Annotated in this window: 2 protein-coding genes; both read right to left on the bottom strand. The window is 71.8% G+C overall.

Annotated features, from left to right (window positions below):
* Positions 1–6 precede the first annotated feature (6 nt).
* Positions 7–20,730 carry an SDR family NAD(P)-dependent oxidoreductase gene (locus ACH4DZ_RS29225; RefSeq protein WP_398290378.1) on the bottom strand — a complete coding sequence of 6,908 codons (20,724 nt, stop codon included), beginning with the start codon at positions 20,728–20,730 and terminating at the stop codon, positions 7–9.
* 40 nt (positions 20,731–20,770) lie between these two features.
* Positions 20,771–23,929: SDR family NAD(P)-dependent oxidoreductase (locus ACH4DZ_RS29220; protein WP_398290377.1), on the bottom strand; the 3,159-nt coding region annotated here is incomplete at its 5' end.

Genomic DNA, 23,929 nt, shown 5'->3' with positions numbered 1-23,929 from the left:
CCTCCGTCAGGCCATGCCAAGGTCTTTGTCGATGAAGTCGAAGATGTCGTCGGCCGTCGCGTTCTCCAGCCGGTCGGCGACGGCGGTGCCGTCCTGCGCGCCGAGGGATTCGTTGAGCGTCGCCAGCAGTGTCTGCAGCCGCTCGGTGAGCCGGGTGCGTTCGATCTCCTGGGGCAAGAGCCCGGCGACGGCCGCCTCCAGCCGGTCCAGCTCGGCGGTGACGGGCACCTCGACGGCGCCGTCCGGACGCATGAGGGTCTGCAGGTACGTGGCGAGCGCGGCCGGTGAGGCGTGGTCGAACGCCACCGTCGCGGGCAGCTTCCGGCCGGTGGCCGCGCTCAGCCGGGTCCGCAGCTCCACGGCGGCGACCGAGTCGAACCCGAGTTCCTTGAACGCGCGTGACGGGTCGAGTTCGGTGCTGTCGTCGTAGCCGAGGAGCACGGCCACGTGGTTGTGCACCAGGTCGAGCAGGGCCCGGCCGCGTTCCGCCCCGGTCATCGCGGCGAGCCCGGCCGCGAACGCCGGCTCGGCGGACTTCTCCTCGTCCTCTTCGCCCGCGAGGGCCGCACGGACCTCGGGGAGGTCGTCCAGCAGCGGTCGGGGCCGCGCGAGGGTGTAGGCGCCGGCGAAGCGGGCCCAGTCGATGTCGGCCACCACTAGGGTGCCGTCGTCGTGGTCCAGCGCTTTCTGGAGCGCGGCGATCGCGAGCCGCGGCTCCATCGCGCCCAGTCCGATCCGCCGGGTCGCGGCGCCGGTCTCGGCGTCGATCATCCCGGCGTCCCACGCTCCCCAGGCGACGGCGGTCGCGGTACGTCCCCGGGCCCGGCGCCGGTGTGCGAGCGCGTCCAGGTAGGCGTTGGCGGCGGCGTAGGCGGACTGGCCCGCGCCGCCCCAGGCGGCGGATCCGGACGAGAACAGCACGAAGGCGTCCAGCGGGCGGTCGGCGAGCAGTTCGTCCAGGTGTGCCGCTCCGGCGGTCTTGGCGCGTCCGACGGCGGCGAACTCCGCCGGCGTGAGGTCTTCCAGAGGCGCGTCGGTGCCGAGCACACCGGCGGCGTGCATGACCGCCGTCAGTTCTCCCGGCACGGAGTCGAGCAGGGCGCCGAGGGCGTCCCGGTCGGCGACGTCGCAGGCCGCGACGGTCACCCGGGTGCCCAGCGCCGTCAGTTCGGCCGTCAGTTCCGTGACGCCCTCGGCCGCCGGGCCGCGGCGGCTGGTGAGGACGAGGTGCTCGGCGCCGTTGCCGGCGAGCCACCGGGCCACGTGGGCGCCGATCCCGCCGGTGCCGCCGGTGACCAGGACCGTCCCGCGTGGCCGCCAGCGCCGTTCGGCGGGTGTGTCGCCGAGGGCGGCGCGCACCATGCGGCGGGCCGCGGTCCTGGCGGGCCGGATCGCGATCTGGTCCCCGTCCGCGCCGCCCAGCGCGGCGCACAGGCGCCGGACGGTGTCCGGGTCGAGGTCCGCGTGGGCGTCGGCGTCCGTGTCGGCATCGGCATCGGCGTCCGTGTCGGCATCGGCATCGGCATCGGCATCGGCATCGGCGGGAAGGTCGGCGTCGGCGGGGAGGTCGACCATGCCGCCCCAGGTACCCGGGCGTTCCAGGCCGAGCACCGTACCGAGGCCCCAGAGCGACGCCTGGGCCGGATCGGCCGGTTCGCCCGCGCCGTCCACGGCGACGGCGCCCCGGGTGACGCACCACAGCGGGGCCGTGAGCCCGGCGTCGCCGTGTGCCTGCGCCAGCGCGATCGTGGCGACGGCGCCCCGGGTGAGCGTCGGGTGGTCGGGGTGCGGCCGGGTGTCGAACGCGAGCAGCGACAGGACGCCGTCGGCCGTCCCCGCACGCAACCGCTCCGTGAGCGCGGCCCGGTCGTCCCCGTCGGTCTCCAGGAGCACGACGTGCGCGCCCTGTCCGGCGAGGCCGTCGGTGATCGCGGCGACCGTTGCCTGTCGCGGCAGCCCGGACGGGATCGCGACGAGCCAGGTGCCGTTGAGCGGGGCGGCGGGGCGCTCGGCCAGGGATTTCCACACGATCCGGTAGCGCCAGGAGTCCACGGTGGCGTCCTCGTGGTGCCGTCGGCGCCAGGTGGACAGGGCGGGGACGATGTCTCCCAGTGCCTCGGGAGCGAGATCGAGACGGTCCGCCAGGGAGGCCAGGTCCTCGCGTTCCACCGCGTCCCAGAACGCGGCGTCGGCGGGGTCGGCGCCCGGGGCGGCGGCGACGGCGTCGGTCCAGTGCCGGCGGCGTTGGAAGGCGTAGGTGGGCAGCTCGACGCGCCGGGGCCGCTGCTCTTCGAAGGCGGCGCTCCAGTCGACGTGCACACCGCCCGCCCAGGCCTCGGCGACCGAGGCGAGGAGCCGTCGCGCGCCGCCCTCGCCCCGGCGGAGCGAGCCGACGGTCACGGCGGTGGAGCCGTGCGCCTCCAGGGTCTCCCCCAGGCCGACAAGGAGGCCGGGGTGGGGGCTGGACTCCACGAACGCGGTGAAGCCGTCGTCCAGCAGCGCGCGCGTGGCCTGTTCGAAGCGGACGGTCTGCCGCAGGTTGGCGTACCAGTACGCGGCGTCCAGCGTGGACGTGTCGGCCAGGCCACCGGTCACCGTCGAGTAGAACCCGATCCGGGACGGCCGGGGGGCCAGTCCGTCCAGCTCGGCGAGGATCCGGTCGCGGACGCCCTCGACGAACATGGCGTGGGAGGCGTAGTTGACGGGGACGAGGCGGACGCGGACGTTCCGGCTCTTCAGTGTCTTCTCAAGTTCCGCCAGCGCCTCCGTCTCGCCGGACACGACGACCGAGGCGGGGCCGTTGACCACGGCGAGTTCCAGGCGTCCGTCCCGGTCCGCCAGCAGTTCGGCGACGGCTTCGGCGGACAGGGCCACCGAGAGCATGCCGCCCTGGCCGGCGAGGTCCTCCGCGATGATGCGGCTGCGCACCGCGACGACACGGGCCCCGTCCTCCAGCGTCAGCGCACCCGCCACACAGGCAGCCGCGATCTCACCCTGGGAATGCCCGACGACAGCGGCAGGCTCCACCCCGAAACCACGCCACACCTCACTCAGCGACACCATCACCGCCCACAGGACCGGCTGGACCACGTCCACCCGCACCAAAGGCCCACCGTCACCACGCAACACCTCCAACAGGTCCCACTCCACGAACGGCCCGAGGGCCTTGGCGCATTCGTCCATGCGGGCGGCGAAACGGGGTGAGCTGTCGAGGAGTTCGACCGCCATACCGACCCACTGCGAACCCTGCCCGGGGAAGACGAACACCGGCGGCCGGGCGTCTCCCGCGGCCACGCCCTGTACGACGTTCCCGTCCACGGCGTCGGTCGCGAGCGCGTCCAGAGCGGCCAGGCCGGCGTCACGGTCCTTCGCCGTCACCACCGCGCGATGGTCGAACACCGACCGGGAGGTCGCCAGCGAGTACCCCACGTCCACCGCGGAGAGGTCTGCCCCGGTCCGGAGGAAGGTTGCGAGCCGTTCCGCCTGGCCGCGCAGCCCTTCGGCGGACTTGCCGGAGAGCACCCATGGCACAGGTCCGGGCACGACTTCGCGGAACTCGGCGCCGACGGGCACGGGTGCACCGGACTCGGTCCCGACGGGCGCAGGGCCACCGGACCCGGACCCGGACCCGGACTCGACCCCGTGCTCGGCAGGCTCGACTTCGCCGAACACGGAACCAGTACCGGTTCCGGCGGGCTCCGGTCGATCCGGTCGATCCGGTCGATCCGGTCGGCCGGGCTCGGACGGGTCGGACCAGGCGGCGTCCGGGGCCTGCTCGACGATGACGTGGGCGTTGGTGCCGCTGATCCCGAACGAGGAGATCCCCGCTCGCCGCGGACGACCGTCCACCTCCGGCCACTCCCGCGCCTCGGTCAGCAGCTCCACCCGCCCCGCCGACCAGTCGACGTGCGGGGTCGGTTCGTCGACGTGGAGTGTCCTGGGCAGGATGCCGTGGCGTATCGCCTGGACCATCTTGATGATGCCCGCGACTCCGGCGGCGGCCTGGGCGTGTCCCATGTTCGACTTGATGGACCCCAGCCACAGCGGGCTGGCCTGCGGACGGTCCTGCCCGTACGTCGCCAGCAGGGCCTGCGCCTCGATCGGATCGCCCAGCGTGGTGCCGGTGCCGTGCGCCTCCACCGCGTCGACCTGGTCGGACGACAGGCGTGCGTTGGCGAGCGCCTGCCGGATCACCCGCTGCTGCGACGGACCGTTCGGCGCCGTCAACCCGTTCGAGGCACCGTCCTGGTTCACCGCGGAACCACGCACCACGGCCAGCACCGGATGCCCGTTGCGCCGGGCGTCCGACAACCGCTCCACCAAGAGCATCCCGACGCCTTCGGCCCAGCCGGTGCCGTCCGCGGACGCCGAGAACGACTTGCTGCGGCCGTCCGCGGCCAGGCCCCGCTGCCGGTTGAACTCCACGAACATGCCGGGGGTGGCCATCACCGTCACGCCGCCTGCCAGTGCCAGGGAGCACTCACCGGAGCGCAGTGCCTGCGCGGCCAGGTGCAGTGCCACCAGCGAGGACGAACAGGCCGTGTCGATGGTCACCGCCGGCCCCTCCAGGCCGAACACATAGGAGACCCGGCCGGAGGCGAGGCTCCCGCCGTTGGTGCTGGCGGCGTCCATGTCCAGCGCGTAGTCGTGGTACATGAGTCCGGTGAAGACGCCGGTCCGGCTGCCACGCATCGTGTGCGGATCGATCCCCGCACGCTCGAACGCCTCCCACGACGCCTCCAGCAGCAACCGCTGCTGCGGATCAGTGTCCGCCGCCTCCCTCGGCGAAATGGCGAAGAAATCAGCGTCGAACTCCGCCGCGTCATAAAGGAACCCACCCTCCCGCGCGATGGTCTTCCCCGGCTTCCCCGGCTCAGGATGATAAATACCCTCCACATCCCAGCCCCGGTCCACCGGAAACGCCGACACCGCGTCAACACCGTCCGCCACCAACCGCCACAGATCATCAGGCGACGCCACACCACCCGGATAACGGCACGCCATCCCCACGATCACCACCGGATCGTCGTCAGCGACCGACCGCACCGCCACCGGTGCCGCCGTGTCGCCGGCCGTCCCCGCGAGTTCCGCGTCGAGGTAGGCGGCCACGGCCCGGGCCGTCGGGTGGTCGAACACCAACGTCGCCGGAAGAGCCAGACCGGTCTCCGCCCGCAACGCGTTCCGCAACTCCACCGCCGACAGGGAATCGAAACCCAGCTCCCTGAAAGCCCGATCCGCCTCGACAGCCTTCGGCGAAGCATGACCGAGCACCCCCGCCACCTGGGTCCGGACCAGTTCCAGCAGGACGACGAGGCGGTCGGCCCGGTCCAGGCCTGCGAGCCGCCGCGGCAGCTCCCGGCTTCCCGGTCCCTCGGCCCGGGCGCGGGCGCGGACGGCACGGCGGGTTCCACCGGTCAGCCCGCGCAGCAGAGCCGGAACGTCGTCGCCCCGGGCCCGCAACGCCGCCCGGTCCAGATGCAGCGGTACGACCGCCGCGTCCTTCGCGGACAGGGCGGCGTCGAACAGGGCCAGCGCCGCGTCCACCGGTATCGCGGGCATACCCAGGCGTCGCAGCCTGTCGGCGTCCGCTTCGGTGAGGTCACCTGCCATGCCTGTGTCGACGTCCCAGAGGCCGAACGCCAACGACGTCCCCACCAACCCCTCACCACGCCGATACACGGCCAACGCGTCCAAGAACACATTCGCCGCCGCATAACCACCCTGCCCCGCCGCCAGCAACGACCCACCCACCGACGAGAACAACACAAACGCCGACAACCCCATATCCCGCGTCAACTCATGCAAAAACCAGGCCCCATCAACCTTCGCACCCAACACCCCATCCACCCGACCCGCAGACAACGAACCCACCAACCCGTTGTCCACCACACCCGCCGCATGCACCACACCCGACCACACACGACCCGACACCAGCGCCACCACCGCACCCCGGTCCGACACATCACAGGCCACCACCTCGACCTCAGCACCCAACCCCGTCAACTCCGCACACAACTCAGAAGCACCCGGCGCCCCCACACCCCGACGACCCACCAACACAAGACGCCGCACACCATGCACAACAACAAGATGCCGAGCCACCAACGCACCCAACCCACCCGTACCACCCGTCACCAACACCCACCCCGAACCCCACCCACCCCACACCGACGACACCACCGACGACACCACCGGCTCGACGCCGACCAGTCGGGGCACGTGGATCTCTCCGGCGCGGACCGCCGCCTCGGGTTCGCCCGAGGCGGCCACGGCGGCCAGGGCGGTGGACGGCACCGGTCCGTCGTCCAGGTCCACCAGGACGAACCGCCCGGGGTTCTCCGCCTGGGCGGCCCGGATCAGGCCCCAAGCGGGTGCCTGCGCGAGCTGTCCGGCGCCGCCCGCCGTCGTGGCCCCCCGGGTGACCACCACGAGGCGGGACGCGGCGAACCGCTCGTCGGCCAGCCATCCCTGGACGACGTCCAACACGCGGTGCGTCACGGACCGGACGCCCGCGGGGACGTCGCCGGCACCGGACGGGCACGCCCACACCACGACCTCGGGGCAGCCGGCCCCGGCCAGCTCGGCCAGATCCGCGAACGCGGGCACGGCGTCGTCCAGACCGCAGCGGTCGGACCCCAGCACCGCCGGCTTCACGTCGGGCCGTACGACCATGTCGGGCGCGGGTGTCCAGGCCACGGTGAAGAGCGAGTCGTCCGGGCCGCTCCGCACGGTGAGCTGCTCGGGCGACATGGGCCGCGAGACCAGCGACTCCACGGTGAGCACGGGCTGTCCCGCCTCGTCGGTGGCCGCCAGTTCCAGCGCGGTGCCACCCAGCGGCGACACCCGGACGCGGAGCACCGGGGCGCCCGCGGCATGCAGGTTCACCCCGCTCCACTCGAACGGGAGCAGGGCCCCCTCGCCTGCCCCCTCGCCTGTCTCCTCGCCGTCGTCGAGCAGGATCACGTGCAGGGCGGCGTCGAGCAGTGCCGGGTGGATCCCGTACGCGGCGGCCTCGGCACGCTCGTCCTCCGGCAACGCGACCTCGGCGAACAGGTCGTCACCGGCCCGCCACGCGGCGCGCAGCCCCTGGAACGTCGGCCCGTAACCGAAACCCCGCTGGGCGAGACGGTCGTAGACGCCGTCCAGGTCGATCGGGGTCGCCCCGGCGGGCGGCCACTGCTCCGGCCTCGGCGACGTCGTCCGGTGGTCCGGATCATCAGAAGGCTGCTGTCCGGTGCCCGCGGCCAGCATGCCTTCGGCGTGCCGGGTCCATGCCTCCTGACCGGTTGTGCCGTTGCCGTCGTCGTGCCGGGAGTGGACGCTCACCGTGCGGCGGCCCAGCTCGTCGGGCTCGCCGACGGACACATGGAGCGCGACTCCGTCCTGGGGCAGGATCAGCGGTGCTTCCAGGGTGAGTTGCTCCAGTACGTCGCAGCCGACCTGGTCCCCGGCCCGTACGGCCAGTTCCACGAAGGCGGTGCCCGGCAGCAGTACCGAGCCGAACACCTCGTGGTCGGCCAGCCAGGGCAGGTCCCCGGCCGACAGCCTGCCGGTCAGCGCCACCCCGTCGGAGCCGGGCAGGTCGACCACGGCGCCGAGCAGCGGATGCCCGGCCGGGCCGAGCCCTACCGCGGCGGGGCCGTCGCCCGCCGGGACGTCCACCAGCCAGTACCGGTCCCGTTGGAAGGCATAGGTGGGCAGTTCGACCAGCTGGGCTCCCCGCCCGGCGAACATCGCGTGCCAGTCGACAGCGGCCCCCGCGGTGTGGAGCTGTCCGAGCGCGGTGAGGAGGGCGGTCGGCTCGGCTTGGTTCGTACGCGACACCGGCACGAACGCGAGAGGTACGGACCGTTCGTCGTCCAGGCAGTTCTGGGCCATCGCGGCGAGGACGGCATCAGGTCCCAGTTCGACGAAGCGGGTGACTCCCTCGTCCCGCAGCGCCTGGACTCCGTCGGCGAACCGCACTGCCTCACGGACGTGACGGACCCAGTAGTCGGCCGAACCGAGGTCTTCCGCCTCCGATCCCCTTGTGAGGTTGGAGACGATCGGGATGGCGGGCGTGCTGTACGTGATGCTCTCGGCGACTGCACGGAAGTCGTCCAGCATCGGATCCATGAGCGGGGAATGGAAGGCGTGCGAGACCCGCAGACGGCTCGTCTTTCGCCCCAGCGCGGTGAAGTGGGCTTGGATGGCGCCGACTTGGGCGTCCGCACCGGACACCACGACCGACGCCGGGCCATTGACCGCCGCGATCGCCACGGCCGCGTCGTCCAGCAGCGGAACGACCTCGTCCTCACTGGCCTGGATGGCGGCCATCGCCCCGCCCGACGGGAGCGCCTGCATCGACCGGCCGCGCGCAGCGACCAGTCTTGCCGCGTCGCTGAGCGAGAACACCCCGGCCACATGCGCCGCCGCCAACTCACCAATCGAATGACCCGCCACGAAGTCAGGCCGTACACCCCATGCTTCGAGCAGCCGGAACAACGCCACCTCGACCGCGAACAGACCCGCCTGCGTGAACACCGTCCGATCCAGCAGCTCCGGCTCGGACCACATCACCTCGCGGATCGGCCGATCGAGATGAGGGTCGAGGGCAGCACAGACCTCGTCCAGCGCCGACGCGAACACCGGGAACGCCTCGCACAACTCCCGCCCCATACCCACCCGTTGCGCACCCTGACCCGAGAACAGGAACGCCGTCGCGCCCTCCGTTCGGCTTTGGCCGGAGTGGTGGTGGTCGCCTGCGGCCAGCCTGCCGAGTCCGGCGAGGAGTTCCGCGCGGTCCTCTCCCACCACCACGGTGCGGTGCTCCAGCGCGGCCCGCGAGGTGGCTAGGGAGAAGCCCACGTCCACCGTGTCCAGCTCCGGGTGTTCCTGGAGGAACTGCAGAAGCCGGGCGGCCTGGGCCGTCGCCGCCTCCCGGTCACGTCCGGACACCAGCCAGGGCACCGGCGGCGTCGTCCCGGTCAGCCGTTCGTCGCCCCCGGCCGAAGCCGGAGCCGGAGCGGGAGCCGGTGCGCGTGCGGGTGCCGGAACCGGTGCGGGAGCCGCTTCGATGATGACATGGGCGTTGGTACCGCTGATCCCGAACGACGAGATCCCCGCCCGCCGCGGACGCCCCTCCGCCTCCAGCCACTCCCGCGCCTCCGTCAACAGTTCGACCTCGCCCACGGTCCAGTCCACGTGAGGCGTCGGCTCGTCGACGTGCAGCGTGCGCGGCAGGAGACCGTGGTCCATGGCCTTGACCATCTTGATGATCCCCGCCACGCCCGCGGCAGCCTGCGTATGCCCGATGTTCGACTTGATCGAGCCGAGCCACAGCGGACTGCCCTCCGGACGATCCTGCCCGTACGTCGCCAGCAGCGCCTGCGCCTCGATCGGATCGCCGAGTGTCGTCCCCGTGCCGTGCGCCTCCACCGCGTCCACATCGCCGGTACCGAGGTCGGCGGCGGCCAACGCCTGCCGGATCACCCGCTGTTGGGACGGACCGTTCGGCGCGGTCAAGCCGTTGGAAGCCCCGTCTTGGTTGACCGCCGTGCCCCGCACCACCGCCAGGACCGGGTGACCGTTGGCACGGGCATCCGACAGCCGCTCCACCAGCAACATGCCCGCGCCCTCGCCCCAGGACGTCCCGTCGGCCCCGGCGGCGAACGACTTCGCCCGCCCATCCGGAGCCAACCCCCGCTGACGACTGAACTCGACGAAGGTGTCCGGCGTCGCCATCACCGCGACACCGCCCGCGAGAGCCAAGGAGCATTCGCCCGAGCGGAGTGCCTGTACCGCGAGGTGCAGTGCGACCAGCGACGACGAGCACGCGGTGTCGACGGTGACCGCCGGGCCCTCAAGACCCAACGTGTACGAGATACGGCCTGAAGCGACCGAGCCGGTGTTACTGCTCGACGCGTAGTCGTGGTACATCGCCCCGGCGAAGACACCGGTCCGGCTCCCGCCCAGGGACGAGGGATCGATCCCCGCCCGCTCCAGGGCCTCCCAGGACGTCTCCAGCAGGAGCCTCTGCTGGGGGTCCATGGCGAGGGCCTCACGCGGTGAGATCCCGAAGAAGGCCGCGTCGAACTCGGACGCGTCGTGCAGGAACCCGCCGGCATCGACGTAACTGGTGTCCTGCCGGGTGCCTTCGGGGTCGTAGAGGCGCCCGATGTCCCAGCCACGGTCCCGGGGGAACTCCGACACGGCGTCCACGCCGTCGGCCACCAGCCGCCACAGGTCGTCCGGCGACGCGACACCACCCGGGAAACGGCAGGCCATGCCCACGATCGCTATCGGCTCGTCAACCCGGCCAACGGTGGGAAGCGGGGTGTCCACGGTGTTGCCGGTCACCGTGTCCTGGAGGTGGCGGGCGAGGACGGTCGGCGTCGGGTAGTCGAAGACGAGCGTCGGCGACAGGCGCAGCCCGGTCGCCTCGTTCAGCGCGTTGCGGAACTCCACCGCCGACAGCGAGTCGAACCCGAGCTCGCCGAAGGCGCGGGCGGGATCGATGGCCGAGGGACCCGGATGCCCTAGGACGGCCGCGGCGCCGCCGCGCACGATCTCCAGCAGCAGGGCTTCCCTCTCGTTCTCGGACAGGTCGGCCAGCCGCCGTCCGAGGTCCGATGTCCCGCCGGTTGCGCTGCCGGCGACCCGGCGTGCCGGGCGCCGGACCAGACCGCGCAGCAGATGCGGCACTTCGCCACCGGCGGCGCCAAGTGCCTTGAGGTCCAGGCTCATCGGGACGAGGACGGCCGCGTCCACCGTCGCGGCCGTGTCGAGGAGTGCGAGCCCCTGTTCCGCGGACAGCGCCTTCAGGCCGGTGCGGGCGAGGCGGCGGAGGTCGGCGTCGTCGACCTGCCCCGCCATTCCTCCGCTCCACAGACCCCAGGCGAGCGACTGGGCGGGCAGCCCGTTCGCCCGGCGGTGCGCTGCCAGGGCGTCCAGGAACCCGTTCGCCGCCGCGTAGTTGCCCTGGCCGGGAGACCCGAGTACACCCGCCGCCGAGGAGAACATGACGAACGCCGAGAGGTCCATGTCCCGCGTCAACTCATGCAGATGCCAGGCCGCGTCCGCCTTCGGACGCAACACCGCATCCACCCGCTCCGGCGTCAACGACGAGATCACCCCGTCGTCCAACACCCCGGCAACATGCACCACACCCGACAGCTCACGGTCCGCGACCAGCGCCACCACCGCATCCCGGTCCGACACATCACAGGCCACGGCCTCGACCTCGGCACCCAGCCCGGCCAGCTCGGCACACAACTCCGCCGCTCCCGGTGTCTCCGCACCCCGCCGACCCACCAACACCAGCCGCCGCACCCCGTGCCCAGCAACGAGATGCCGCGCCACCAGGCCGCCCAACGCACCGAACGCACCCGTCACCAGAACCGCACCATCACCGGAGAACACCGAGGCCGGCTCCTCCCCCACCTCCAGCGCTTCCACGGCGACACGGCCCAACCGAGGGGCGTGCACCACGCCCCCGCGGACCACCACCTGCGGCTCACCCAGAACAGCAGCCGCCACCACCTCAGCCAACCCGGCACCCGCATCAAGGTCGGCCAGCACGAACCGCCCCGGATTCTCCGACTGCGCCGACCGCACCAGACCCCACACCGCCGCACCCGCCAGATCGGTGACATCCTCACCCACCGAAGACACCGCACCACGAGTCGCCACGACCAACGTCGCCTCGGCGAACCGCTCCCCCGCCAGCCACGACCGCACGACATCAAGGGCGCGTCCGACGCTCGGACGTACGGCGGTCGCGTCACCGGCCGGGAGCTCCAGCAGTACGACCTCGGGTACGGGGGCGTCGAGGGTCAGCGTGTCCCAGTGCGCCCAGGACGGCCGGTCGGCGACGGGCCGGGTTTCGAGCGGGGACCAGACGACGTGGAACAGCGACTCGTGGAACGCGGCGCGGGCCGAGGCGAGTTGGGCGGCGGACGTCTCACGCAGCGTCAGTGACTCCACCGACGCCACCGGCCGGCCGGTCGGGTCGGCGAGCCGGAGGGACACGCTCGCCGTACCGGTTCGGGTCAGCTTGACGCGCAGCGACGTGGCACCGGAGGCGAAGAGCTCCACCCCCGACCAGGCGAACGGCAGGGCTGTGCCCCGGTCGTCGTCGCTCGACGCGATCGCGTGCAGGGCGGCATCCAGGAGCGCCGGATGCAGGCCGAAGCCGTCCGCCGCCTCGGAGTCGGGGAGCGCGACCTCGGCGAACACCTCGTCGCCGCGCCGCCACACCGCACGCAATCCCCGGAAGGCCGGACCGTACTCCAGCCCTGCCTCCGCCAGGTCGTCGTACAGCCCGGTGATGTCCACCGCGGTCGCTTGCGCCGGCGGCCACTGCCCAAGTTCGAAGGCGGGCGCGGTGCCCGCCGTTGAGACATGACCCGAGACATGACCCGAGGCAGGGCCGGAAGAATGGCCAGACATTTGGCCTGAGACCTGGCCCGAGGCATGGCGGGTCCAGGGCGCGTCGATGTCGGTGCGTGAGTGGACGGCGACCGTACGCCCCGTCGACTCACCCGTGTCCCCGACCACGACCTGCACCGAGATCGAGCCCTCGGCCGGAAGCATCAGAGGTGCTTCCAGTGTCAGTTCGTCCAGTGTTCCGCAGCCGACCTGGTCGCCGGCGCGAATCGCCAGTTCCATGAGCCCGCTGCCAGGGAACACGACGTTGCCGAACACCTCGTGGTCGCGCAGCCAGGGCTGGTCGTGGACCGACAGCCGGCCCGTCAGAACGACACCGTCCGAGTCGGGTGAGGAGATGACCGCCCCCAGCAGCGGGTGCCCCGATGCCTCCAGCCCCGCGGAGGCGAGGTCGTTGCCATCGATAGCCGAGCCGGCCCATGCCTCGCGCCAGTAACTTCGCACGTCGAGCCAGTACTGCTCGCGTTGGAACGCGTAGGTGGGAAGGTCGACGCGCCGGGCACCACGACCGTCGAACAACCTGGCCCGGTCGATGGCAACACCAGCCGCGTGCAGTCGGCCGACCGCCGTCAGCAACGTCCTGGACTCACCGTGCTCCCGCCGTAGCGTCGGCACCACCAGCACTCCGTCGTCCACCACGGCTCGCACCATCGCGGACAGGACACCGTCGGGGCCCAGTTCCACGAAGCGGGTGACGCCCTCGTCGTGCAGGGTCCGTACGCCGTCGGCGAAGCGGACGGCCTGGCGCACGTGCCCGACCCAGTAGTCGGCCGACCCGAGGTCCTCCGCCAGCGCGCCCGTCACGTTCGAGACGACCGGGACGGCGGGGCTGCCGTAGGTGATGCTCTCGGCCACCTCGCGGAAGGCGTCGAGCATCGGATCCATGAGCGGGGAGTGGAACGCGTGCGACACCCGCAGCCGGGACACCTTGCGCCCGATGGCGGTGAAGTGGGCGACGACCCGCGCGACTTCGGCCTCCGTACCGGAGACCACCACCGCGTCCGGTCCGTTGAGCGCCGCGACAGCCACCTCGCCGCCCAGCAGCGGAGCGACCTCGTCCTCGGTCGCCTGAACCGCAGCCATCGCCCCACCCGACGGCAGCGCCTGCATCAACCGCCCCCGCGCGGCCACCAGCCGCGCCGCGTCATCGAGAGAGAACACCCCGGCGACATGCGCCGCCGCCAACTCACCGATCGAGTGACCCGCCAGGAAGTCAGGGCGTACGCCCCACGACTCCAGCAGCCGGAACAGCGCCACCTCGACCGCGAACAGACCCGCCTGCGTGAAGACCGTCTGCCCGAGCAGCTCCGGCTCGGACCACATCACCTCACGTACCGAGCGGTCCAGGTGCGGATCCAGGGCGGCACACACTTCGTCCAGCGCCGACGCGAACACCGGGAACGCCTCGTACAACTCCCGGCCCATACCGGCGCGTTGCGCACCCTGACCCGAGAACAGGAACGCGGTCGCACCAGGCGTCGCCGTATCGCGTACCACGCCTGGCCGCAGTTCCCCGGCTGCGAGGGCCGCGAGGCCGTCGAGTGCCGCCTCACGGTCGTCCGGGATCACCACCGCGCGGTGTTCCATGGCGGGACGGGACGTCGCCAGGGAGAACGCGATGTCGGCGGAGCCCACGTCCGGGTGAGCCACGAGGTAGGACCTGAGCTTCTCGGCCTGGCCGCGCAGCCCCTCGGCGGACCGGCCCGACAGCATCCAGGGGATGCCGTCTGCCGGTGCTTCCCCGACCGACGCCGGATCCGTCGACGCCGGAACCGCAGACGCCGGAACCTGCTCGATGATGACGTGGGCGTTGGTCCCGCTGATCCCGAACGAGGAGACGCCCGCCCGGCGCGGACGGCCGTTCCGCGGCCACTCGCGCGCCTCGGTCAGCAACTCGACATCCCCCGAGGCCCAGTCCACTTCCGGCGTCGGCGCATCCACGTGCAGTGTGCGCGGCAGTACGCCGTGCTCCATCGCCTTGACCATCTTGATGATCCCCGCGACACCGGCCGCCGCCTGGGTATGGCCCATGTTCGACTTGATGGACCCGAGCCACAGCGGGCTGTCCTGCGGACGGTCCTGCCCGTACGTCGCCAGCAGGGCCTGCGCCTCGATCGGGTCGCCCAGCGTGGTGCCCGTGCCGTGTGCCTCCACCGCGTCCACATCGCCGGTGCCGAGGCCCGCGTTGGCGAGCGCCTGCCGGATCACGCGGCGCTGCGAGGGGCCGTTGGGCGCGGTCAGGCCGTTCGACGCGCCGTCCTGATTGGTCGCGGTGCCACGGACGATCGCCAGGACGGGATGACCGTTGCGCCGGGCGTCCGACAGCCGCTCCACCAGGAGCATGCCGACGCCTTCGCTCCAGCCGGTGCCGTCGGCCGACGCGGCGAACGACTTGCTCCGGCCGTCGGCCGCGAGACCGCGCTGTTTGCTGAACTCCACGAACGCCTCGGGGGTGGCCATGACCGCGACACCGCCGGCCAGCGCCAGCGTGCACTCCCCCGAGCGGAGGGCCTGGGCGGCCCAGTGCAGTGCCACCAGTGAGGAGGAGCACGCGGTGTCGACGGTGACCGCCGGGCCCTCGAAGCCGAAGTTGTAGGCCACGCGGCCGGAGGCGATCGCGCCCGTGCTGCTGTTCGCCGCGTAGTCGTGGTACATCATTCCGGCGAACACTCCGGTCGCACTGCCCCGCAGTGCGGCGGGGTCGATGCCAGCGCGTTCCAGCGCCTCCCACGACGTCTCCAACAACAGGCGCTGCTGCGGATCCATCGTCAACGCCTCGTTCGGACTGATCCCGAAGAACTCCGCATCGAAACCGGCCGCGTCATGCAGGAACCCACCGGCATTCACATAACTGGTGTTGGGCCGCTCACCCGTCGGATCGAACAACTCCGCGACATCCCAGCCCCGGTCCGACGGGAACTCCGACACCACGTCCACACCACCGGCCACCACCCGCCACAGATCCTCGGGAGAAGCCACCCCACCCGGATACCGGCACGCCATCCCGATGATCGCGATCGGCTCGTCGTCGGAAGCGACGGACGCGACGGCGCCGAGGCCGTCGTCCACGGAGCCGGACACCTCGCTCAGCAGGTACCGCGCGAGTACCTCCGGGGTCGGGTAGTCGAAGACCAGCGTGGCGGGCAGCCGCAGGCCGGTCGCCTCCCCCAGCCCGTTGCGCAGTTCCACCGCCGACAGCGAGTCCACGCCGAGGTCGCGGAACGCGCGCTCTGGGTCGATCGCCGCCGGACCGGCGTGCCCGAGCACGACAGCCGCCTGGGTACGGACCATGCCGAGCAGGACCTCGTGCCACTCCGACTCGGGCCGGGTCGCCAACTGCCTGCGCAGGGATCCCGTGTCCGCCCGGGCGCCCGTGGCCGAGCGGCGCATCCTCGGTACGAGCCCCTGGAACAGGTGGGGCACCTCGCCGGCGCCGGCGGCGGCCAGAACCCTGGGATCGAGGCGGATGGGCACCAGCGCGGCCGTACCCAGCGCGACCGCGGTGTCCAGGAGGGCGAGGCCCTGGTCGGCGGAGAGTCCCTCCACGCCGGACCGGGCCATCCGCTGGGTATCGGAACCGGCTAGCCCGCCCGCCATGCCACCCACGCCCGCCGACCACGGCCCCCATGCCAGCGAAAGACCCGGCAGTCCGGACGCGCGGCGATGCTCCGCCAGACCGTCCAGATACGCGTTGGCCGCCGCGTAACTCCCCTGGCCCGACGTCCCCAGCACACCAGCGGCCGAGGAGAACAGCACGAACGCCGACAGGTCGAGGTGCCGGGTCAGCTCATGCAGATGCCACGCCGCGTCCACCTTGGGACGCAACACCGCGTCCACCCGCTCCGGAGTCAACGACGAGATCACCCCGTCGTCCAACACCCCGGCAACATGCACCACACCCGACAGCTCACGGTCCGCGACCAGCGCCGCCACCGCATCCCGGTCCGAGACATCACAGGCCACGGCCTCGACCTCGGCACCCAGCCCCGTCAGCTCCGCACACAACTCCCCGGCCCCCGGGGCCTCCCCGCCCCGCCGACCCACCAGGACGAGACGACGCACCCCGTGCTCGACGACGAGATGCCGCGCCACGAGGTTGCCCAGCGCACCGAACGCACCCGTCACCAGAACCGCACCATCATGGGAGAACACCGAGGCCGGCTCCTCGTGCGCTTCCCGCACCTCGACGGCGACACGTGCCAAGCGCGCCACGTGCACGACGCCCTCGCGGATCGCCACCTGCGGCTCACCCAGAGCGGCTGCCGCCACCACCTCGGCAAGACCGGCACCCACGTCGAGGTCGGCCAGCACGAACCGCCCCGGATTCTCCGACTGCGCCGACCGCACCAGACCCCACACCGCCGCACCCGCGAGGTCTGTGACATCCTCACCGTTCGAGGACACCGCGCCACGGGTGGCCACGACCAACGTCGCGTCGGCGAACCGCTCTTCGGCCTGCCAGGACCGTACGGCGTCCAGAACCCGGTGCACTGCCGACCGGACGGAGGCCGGGTCCGTTCCCGCGGTGGTCGGCAGCACCACGATCGCGGGGACATCATCGTCGGGTCCCAGTTCGTCCCACGTGGCCCAGTCGGCCGAGGCGCCGGGGAGCGCTGCAGCGTCGGAGAGTGCTGAGGCGTCGGGGAGTGCTGCGGCCTCGGAGAGTGCTGCCGGAACCGGCGACCAGTCCACGCGGAAGAGCGACTCGTGGAACACCGACCGGGCGGCCGAGAGCTGGTCGGCGGAGATCTCCCGCAGCACCAGCGACTCCACCGTGGCCACCGCGCGTCCCGAGGCGTCCGCGACCTGCAGAGAGACCGCTCCGCCGGCCGACGGAACGACGTGGACGCGCAGCGCTTCGGCGCCGGAGGCGAACAGTTCCACGCCCGACCAGGCGAACGGCAGCACCACCCCGTCACCGACCACCGCACCACTCAACGCCACCGCATGCAGAGCCGCGTCCAGCAACGCCGGATGCAACCCGAACCCGGCCCCCTCCACCTGATCAGGAAGCGCGACCTCCGCGAACACCTCCTCACCCCGCCGCCACGCCGCCCCCAACCCCCGGAACACCGGCCCGTACTCCAGACCGGATTCCGCGAGTCCTTCGTAGAACCGGTCCAGTTCCACGGGGGTGGCGCCCACGGGCGGCCACTGCTCCAGGTCGCGGCCGTCGTGCGCGCCGGGCGTCAGCGTTCCGGCGGCGTGCTGCGTCCACACCGACATGCCTTCGTCGCGGGAGTGGACGCTGACCCGACGGCCCCCCAGGGCGTCCGCCTCTCCCACCAGGACCTGCACCTGCACGCCACCGCGCTGCGGCAGGGCGAGCGGTGTCCGGAGGGTCAGCTCTTCGATGCGTCCGCAGCCGACCTGGTCTCCGGCGCGGATCGCCAGTTCCACGAAGCCCGTTCCGGGGAAGAGCACGACACCGCCGACGACGTGGTCGGCGAGCCACGGCTGGGCGGCCACCGCCAGTCGGCCGGTGAGTACCGCCTTGCCCGAGTCGGCCAGGGAGATCGTCGCGCCGAGCAGCGGGTGGCCGGTGCGATCCAGGCCGACGGAGGTCACATCGACGGTTCCGCCGGATGCCTCCAGCCAGTAACGCCGGTGCTGGAACGCGTACGTGGGCAGGTCCACGTTCCGTGCGCCGCGTCCGGTGAAGAGCGGGTGCCAGTCCGGCCCGGCACCGTTCACATGGAGCTGGGCGACGGCGGTGAGCAGCGTCGCGACCTCGGCCTCGCTCGCCCGCAGGGCAGGCACGACGAGTGTCGCCGCGGACGGCTCGTCCAGGCAGTTACGGGTCATCGCGGCCAGCACGCCGTCGGGGCCCAGTTCCACGAAGCGGGTCACGCCGGCAGAACGAAGGTGCGCGACACCGTCGGCGAACCGGACCGCCTCGCGGACATGCCGGACCCAGTAGTCGGCCGAGCCGAGGTCTTCCGCCGGCCCGCCCGTCACGTTGGAGACGATCGGGATGGCGGGCGCGCTGTACGTGACGCTCTCGGCAACTGCACGGAAGTCGTCCAGCATCGGGTCCATGAGCGGGGAATGGAAGGCGTGCGAGACCCGCAGACGGCTCGTCTTACGACCCAGTGCGGTGAAGTGGGCTTCGATGGCACCGACTTGGGCGTTCGCACCGGACACTACGACCGAGGTCGGGCCGTTGACCGCCGCGATCGCCACGGCCGCGTCATCCAGCAGCGGAACGACCTCGTCCTCACTCGCCTGGATGGCGGCCATCGCCCCACCCGACGGCAGCGCCTGCATCAACCGGCCCCGCGCAGCCACCAACCTGGCCGCATCACCGAGCGAGAACACCCCGGCCACATGCGCCGCCGCCAACTCACCGATCGAATGACCCGCCAGGAAATCGGGCCGTACGCCCCATGCTTCGAGCAGCCGGAACAACGCCACCTCGACCGCGAACAGACCCGCCTGCGTGAACACCGTCTGCCCTAGCAGCTCCGGCTCGGACCACATCACCTCACGCAACGGCCGATCGAGATGAGGGTCGAGGGCAGCACAGACCTCGTCCAGCGCCGACGCGAACACCGGGAACGCCTCGTACAACTCCCGTCCCATGCCGACCCGTTGCGCACCCTGACCCGAGAGCAGGAACGCCGTCGCAGCAGGGGTGGTGCGGACCGAACCTCGTACGACTGCGGTGTCGGGCTCGTCCGACGCCAGTGCGGCGAGCCCTCGGAGCAGGTCCTCGCGCTCATGGCCGACGACGGCGGCGCGGTGTTCGAGTGCCGCCCGCGATGTCGCCAGGGAGAAGCCGACGTCGACCGGGTTCAGATCCGCCCGCTCCTCGGCGTAGGCGAGCAGGCGCGCGGCCTGTGCGGCCAGTCCCTCGCGGCTGCGGGCGGACAGCACCCACGGCACGACCGAAGTCCGTACGGCCTGCGCGTCGCCGTCCGATCCGGGCTCGGCGACGGCTTCCTCGGTTTGCGGGGCGGTTTCGGCCGCTTCGATGATGACGTGGGCGTTCGTGCCGCTGATCCCGAACGAGGAGATACCCGCGCGGCGCGGACGGCCCTCGGCCTCCGGCCACCCGCGCGCCTCCGTCAGCAACTCCACCCGCCCCGCCGACCAGTCCACCTGCGGAGAAGGCGCATCCACATGCAACGTGCGCGGCAGCACACCGTGCTCCATCGCCTTGACCATCTTGATGATCCCCGCGACACCGGCCGCCGCCTGCGCATGCCCGATGTTCGACTTGACCGACCCCAGCCACAACGGACTACCCGCCGGCCGGTCCTGCCCGTACGTCGCCAGCAACGCCTGCGCCTCGATCGGATCACCCAGCGTCGTCCCCGTACCGTGCCCCTCCACCACATCCACCTGGTCCGACGACACCTGCGCACTCGCCAACGCAGCCACAATCACCCGCTGCTGCGACGGACCGTTCGGAGCCGTCAACCCATTCGACGCACCATCCTGATTCACCGCCGAACCACGCACCACCGCCAACACCGGATGACCATGACGCCGGGCATCCGACAAACGCTCCACCAACAGCATCCCGACACCCTCGCCCCACCCCGTACCATCCGCCCCAGCCGCAAACGACCTGCACCGCCCATCACGCGACAGACCACGCTGCAGACTGAACTCGACGAAGGTCTCCGGGGTCGCCATGACCGCGGCGCCGCCCGCGAGCGCCAGTGAGCATTCGCCCGAGCGGAGCGACTGCGCCGCGAGATGCAGCGCGACGAGCGAGGAGGAGCACGCGGTGTCAACGGTGACCGCCGGGCCCTCAAGACCCAGTGCGTACGAGACCCGTCCCGAGGCGATGGCGCCGGTATTGGTGTTGGCCACATAGTCGTGGTAGACGAGGCCGGCGAAGACTCCGGTCGCGCTTCCCCGCAGTGCGGCGGGGTCGATGCCGGCGCGTTCCAGCGCCTCCCACGACGTCTCCAGCAGCAGGCGCTGCTGCGGATCCATCGTCAACGCCTCGTTCGGACTGATCCCGAAGAACTCCGCGTCAAAACCGGCCGCGTCATGCAGAAACCCACCGGCATTCACGTAACTGGTGTTGGGCCGCTCACCCGTCGGATCGAACAACTCCGCGACATCCCAGCCCCGGTCCGACGGGAACTCCGACACCACGTCCACACCACCGGCCACCACCCGCCACAGATCCTCGGGAGAAGCCACCCCACCCGGATACCGGCACGCCATCCCGATGATCGCGATCGGCTCGCGTTCCCGGTCCTCCATGTCGCGAAGGCGCCGCCGGGTCTGCTGCAGTTCGGTCGTGGCGCGCTTGAGGTAGCCGCGCAGTTTCTCGTCGTTCGCCATCGGACGTGAGCCAATCTCGCAGAGAAACGCGAATCAGGTGTCAGGAGATGCCGAGTTCGTTGTCCAGGGCCTCGAAGAGTTCGTTGTCGGTGGCCCATTCGGGGTCGCTGTTCGTCTCTGCCTCGGCGGGCCGGTCGTGGCCGTCCCGCCAGGACCGCAGGAGCGCTTCGAGGCGCGCGGTGACCCGGGAGCGCGCGCCGTCGGCCTCCGACGAGGTCAGTGCCGACGACGTGAGCGCGGCTTCGAGTCGTTCGATCTCCGTGAGGACGGGCCGCGCCGGGTCGTCCTCCTTGGGACCGGCCGTACTGCCGATCCGCCGGGCCACCGCGCGGGCCGTGGGATGGTCGAACAGCAGCGTGGCGGGCAGCCGCAGGCCCGTCGCGGCGTTGAGCGTGTTGCGCAACTCCAGTGCGGTGAGCGAGTCGAAGCCGAGCTCGCGGAACGCCCGGTCCGGCTCGACGTCACTCGCGGAGTCGCGCCGCAGCACCGTGGCTACGCGTTCCCGTACCAGGTCGAGGAGCAGTTCGTCGCGTTCGGAAGCGGCCAGAGCGGCGAGCTTCCGGGCGAGTGCCTCGCCACCGTCGGACCGGGCCCGTACGGTCCGACGTGCGGCGCCCCCGAACAGGCCGTGCAGTTTGCGTGGCAGTTCGTCGGGGTTCGCGCGGGCGGCGTACTCGTTCAGCTTGATCGGGACGAGTATCGGCTCGTCCACGGTCGCGGCGGTGTCGAACAGCTCCAGTCCTACGGCGGCGGACATGCCGACGATGCCTATCCGGTCCATCCGCGACCGGTCGACCTCGCTGAGCTGCGCGGTCATCTCGCTGGCGTCGGCCCACAGGCTCCACGCCAGGGACTGGGCGGCGAGTCCGGCGGCGCGGCGGTGGGCGGCCAGCCCGTCCAGGAAGGTGTTCGCCGCCGCGTAGTTCGCCTGTCCGCCGTTGCCGAAGACGCCGGAGTCGGACGAGAACAGCACGAACGCCGACAGATCCAGGTGCCGGGTCAGCTCGTGCAGGTGGAAGGCCGCGTCCACCTTCGGGCGCATCACCGCGTCGATCCGTTCCGGGGTCAGCGACTCGATGACACCGTCGTCGAGGACGCCCGCCGCGTGCACGACGCCGACGAGCGGGTACGCGGTGTCGATTCCGTCGAGCATCCTGGCGACGGAGTCCTTGTCGGAGACGTCGCAGGCGGCGATGGTGACGGTCGCACCGAGGGCCGTCAGTTCGTCGTGGAGCTCCGAGGAGCCCGCGCCTTCCATGCCGCGGCGGCCTGCCAGCAGCAGGTGGCCGACTCCGTGGGCGGTCACCAGGTGACGGGCCACGTGGCGCCCCATCATGCCCATCGCTCCCGTGATCAGCACGGTGCCTTCGTGACCGAAGACAGTGCCTTCGTGGCCGGCGAGGGTGCCTTCGTGGGGGCCGAGGGTGCCTTCGTGGTCCACGAGGGTGCCCTCGTGGGGGCCGAAGACGGAGGCGGGGCGGGCGGGTTCGCGCTGCTCGGACACCGGCACCCGGGCCAGCCGCGCCCGGTAGGTCACCCCCGCGCGGACGGCCAGTTCCGGCTCGTCCGTCGCGACGACTGCCGGGACGAGTGCGGCGAGTGCAGCGCTGTCGACGGGCTCGTCCACGTCGGCCAGGACGATCGCGCCTGGGTGTTCCAGCTGGGCCGCCCTGATCAGGCCCCAGACCGCGGCGCCCGCGAGGTCCGTCACGTCCTCGCCGTGCAGGGACACGGCACCTCGTGTCACGACCAGGAGCCGGGAGGCGAAGAGCCGCTCGTCGGCCATCCAGTCCTGAAGGACGCCCAAGGTCCGTCGTGTGGAGCTGTGGACGCTCTCGGCGTCGTCGCCGGGTTCCGGTGACACCACGAGGATGCCAGGGGCTCCGCCCGCGAGGTCGTCGACGTCGCCGATGTCCTCCCAGGGCAGCCAGGACACCTCGTCCGCGCCGGTCGCGGGAGCCGCGTCGACCGGGTTCCAGTCCATACGGAACAGTGAGTCCAGGAACCCTTCGGGGCCTGGGCCGGCGTCGAGTTGTGCGGGTGACACCGGGCTCGATGTGAGCGACCGCGCCGACAGGACGGGCCTGCCCGCCTCGTCGGCCGCGAGCAGGGACATGCCGTCCTGCTCCGTGCGCGCCAGTCGGACGCGGAGGGACGTGGCGCCCGCGGCGTGCAGGACGACACGGTTCCAAGCGGTCGGCAGCCTCGGCCCACCGCGGTCCCCGTCCTGCCCCTCTTCGTCGTGGAACGTCCGCAGGTGTGTCGCCGCGTCGAGGAGTGCCGGGTGAACACCGAAGTTGTCGTCGGTCTCCTCGGTCAGGGCGACCTCGGCGAACAGTTCGTCGCCCCGGCGCCAGGCGGCCCGCAACCCCCGGAAGGCAGGTCCGTAGTCATGGCCCTGGTCCGCGAGTCGATCGTAGAGGTCGTCGACGTCCATCGCGTCCGCGCCGGCGGGGGGCCATGCGGCGAGGTCGAAGTCGGGTGCCGGGGCACCTGTGGCGAGGACACCGGTGGCGTTGCGGGTCCAGGGCCCGTCCTCACGGCGGGAGTGGATCGTCACCGACCGTTCCCCCGACTCGCCGGGTTCGGCGACCACGACCTGGACGTCGACACCGCCGTTGGCGGGCAGGGTCAACATCCCGTCGATGGTCAGGTCCGCCAGGACGTCGCATCCCGCCTGGTCCCCGGCACGGATCGCCAGTTCCACGAAGCCCGAGGCGGGGAACACGACGGTGCCGAGCAGCTGGTGCCCGGCCAGCCATGGCTGGGCGGCGGTCGACAGCCTGCCCGTCAGGACCAGGCCGTCGGAGTCGGGCGAGACGACCACGGCGCCGAGCAGGGGATGCCGGGCGGCCACCTGTCCGAGGCCCGACGCGTCACCGGAGACCGTCTGGGTGTCCAGCCAGTGCCGCCTGCGCTGGAAGGCGTAGGTGGGCAGTTCCACACGACGGGCACCGCGTCCGGCGAACACTCCACGCCAGTCGACGAAGGCACCGGTCACATGCAGTCGGGCGACGGCGGCGAGCAGCGCGGGCCCCTCGGCCCGGTCTTTGCGCAGCGCGGGAACGGTGACCGCCTCGTCCGGGTCCCGCAGACAGGCTTGGGCCATCGCGGTCAGTACGCCGTCGGGCCCCAGCTCCACGTACCGGGTGACACCCTCCGACTCCAAGTGCCGTACGCAGTCGGCGAATCGAACCGC

It is taken from the genome of Streptomyces sp. NPDC017991 (genome assembly GCF_044328075.1).
Classification (GTDB): domain Bacteria; phylum Actinomycetota; class Actinomycetes; order Streptomycetales; family Streptomycetaceae; genus Streptomyces.
This window is presented reverse-complemented; position numbering and strand designations above follow the sequence as displayed.

Excerpts from the sequence above, each read along its gene's own strand:
- ACH4DZ_RS29225 (WP_398290378.1), bottom strand. The coding sequence starts at position 20,730 with ATGGCGAACGACGAGAAACTGCGCGGCTACCTCAAGCGCGCCACGACC.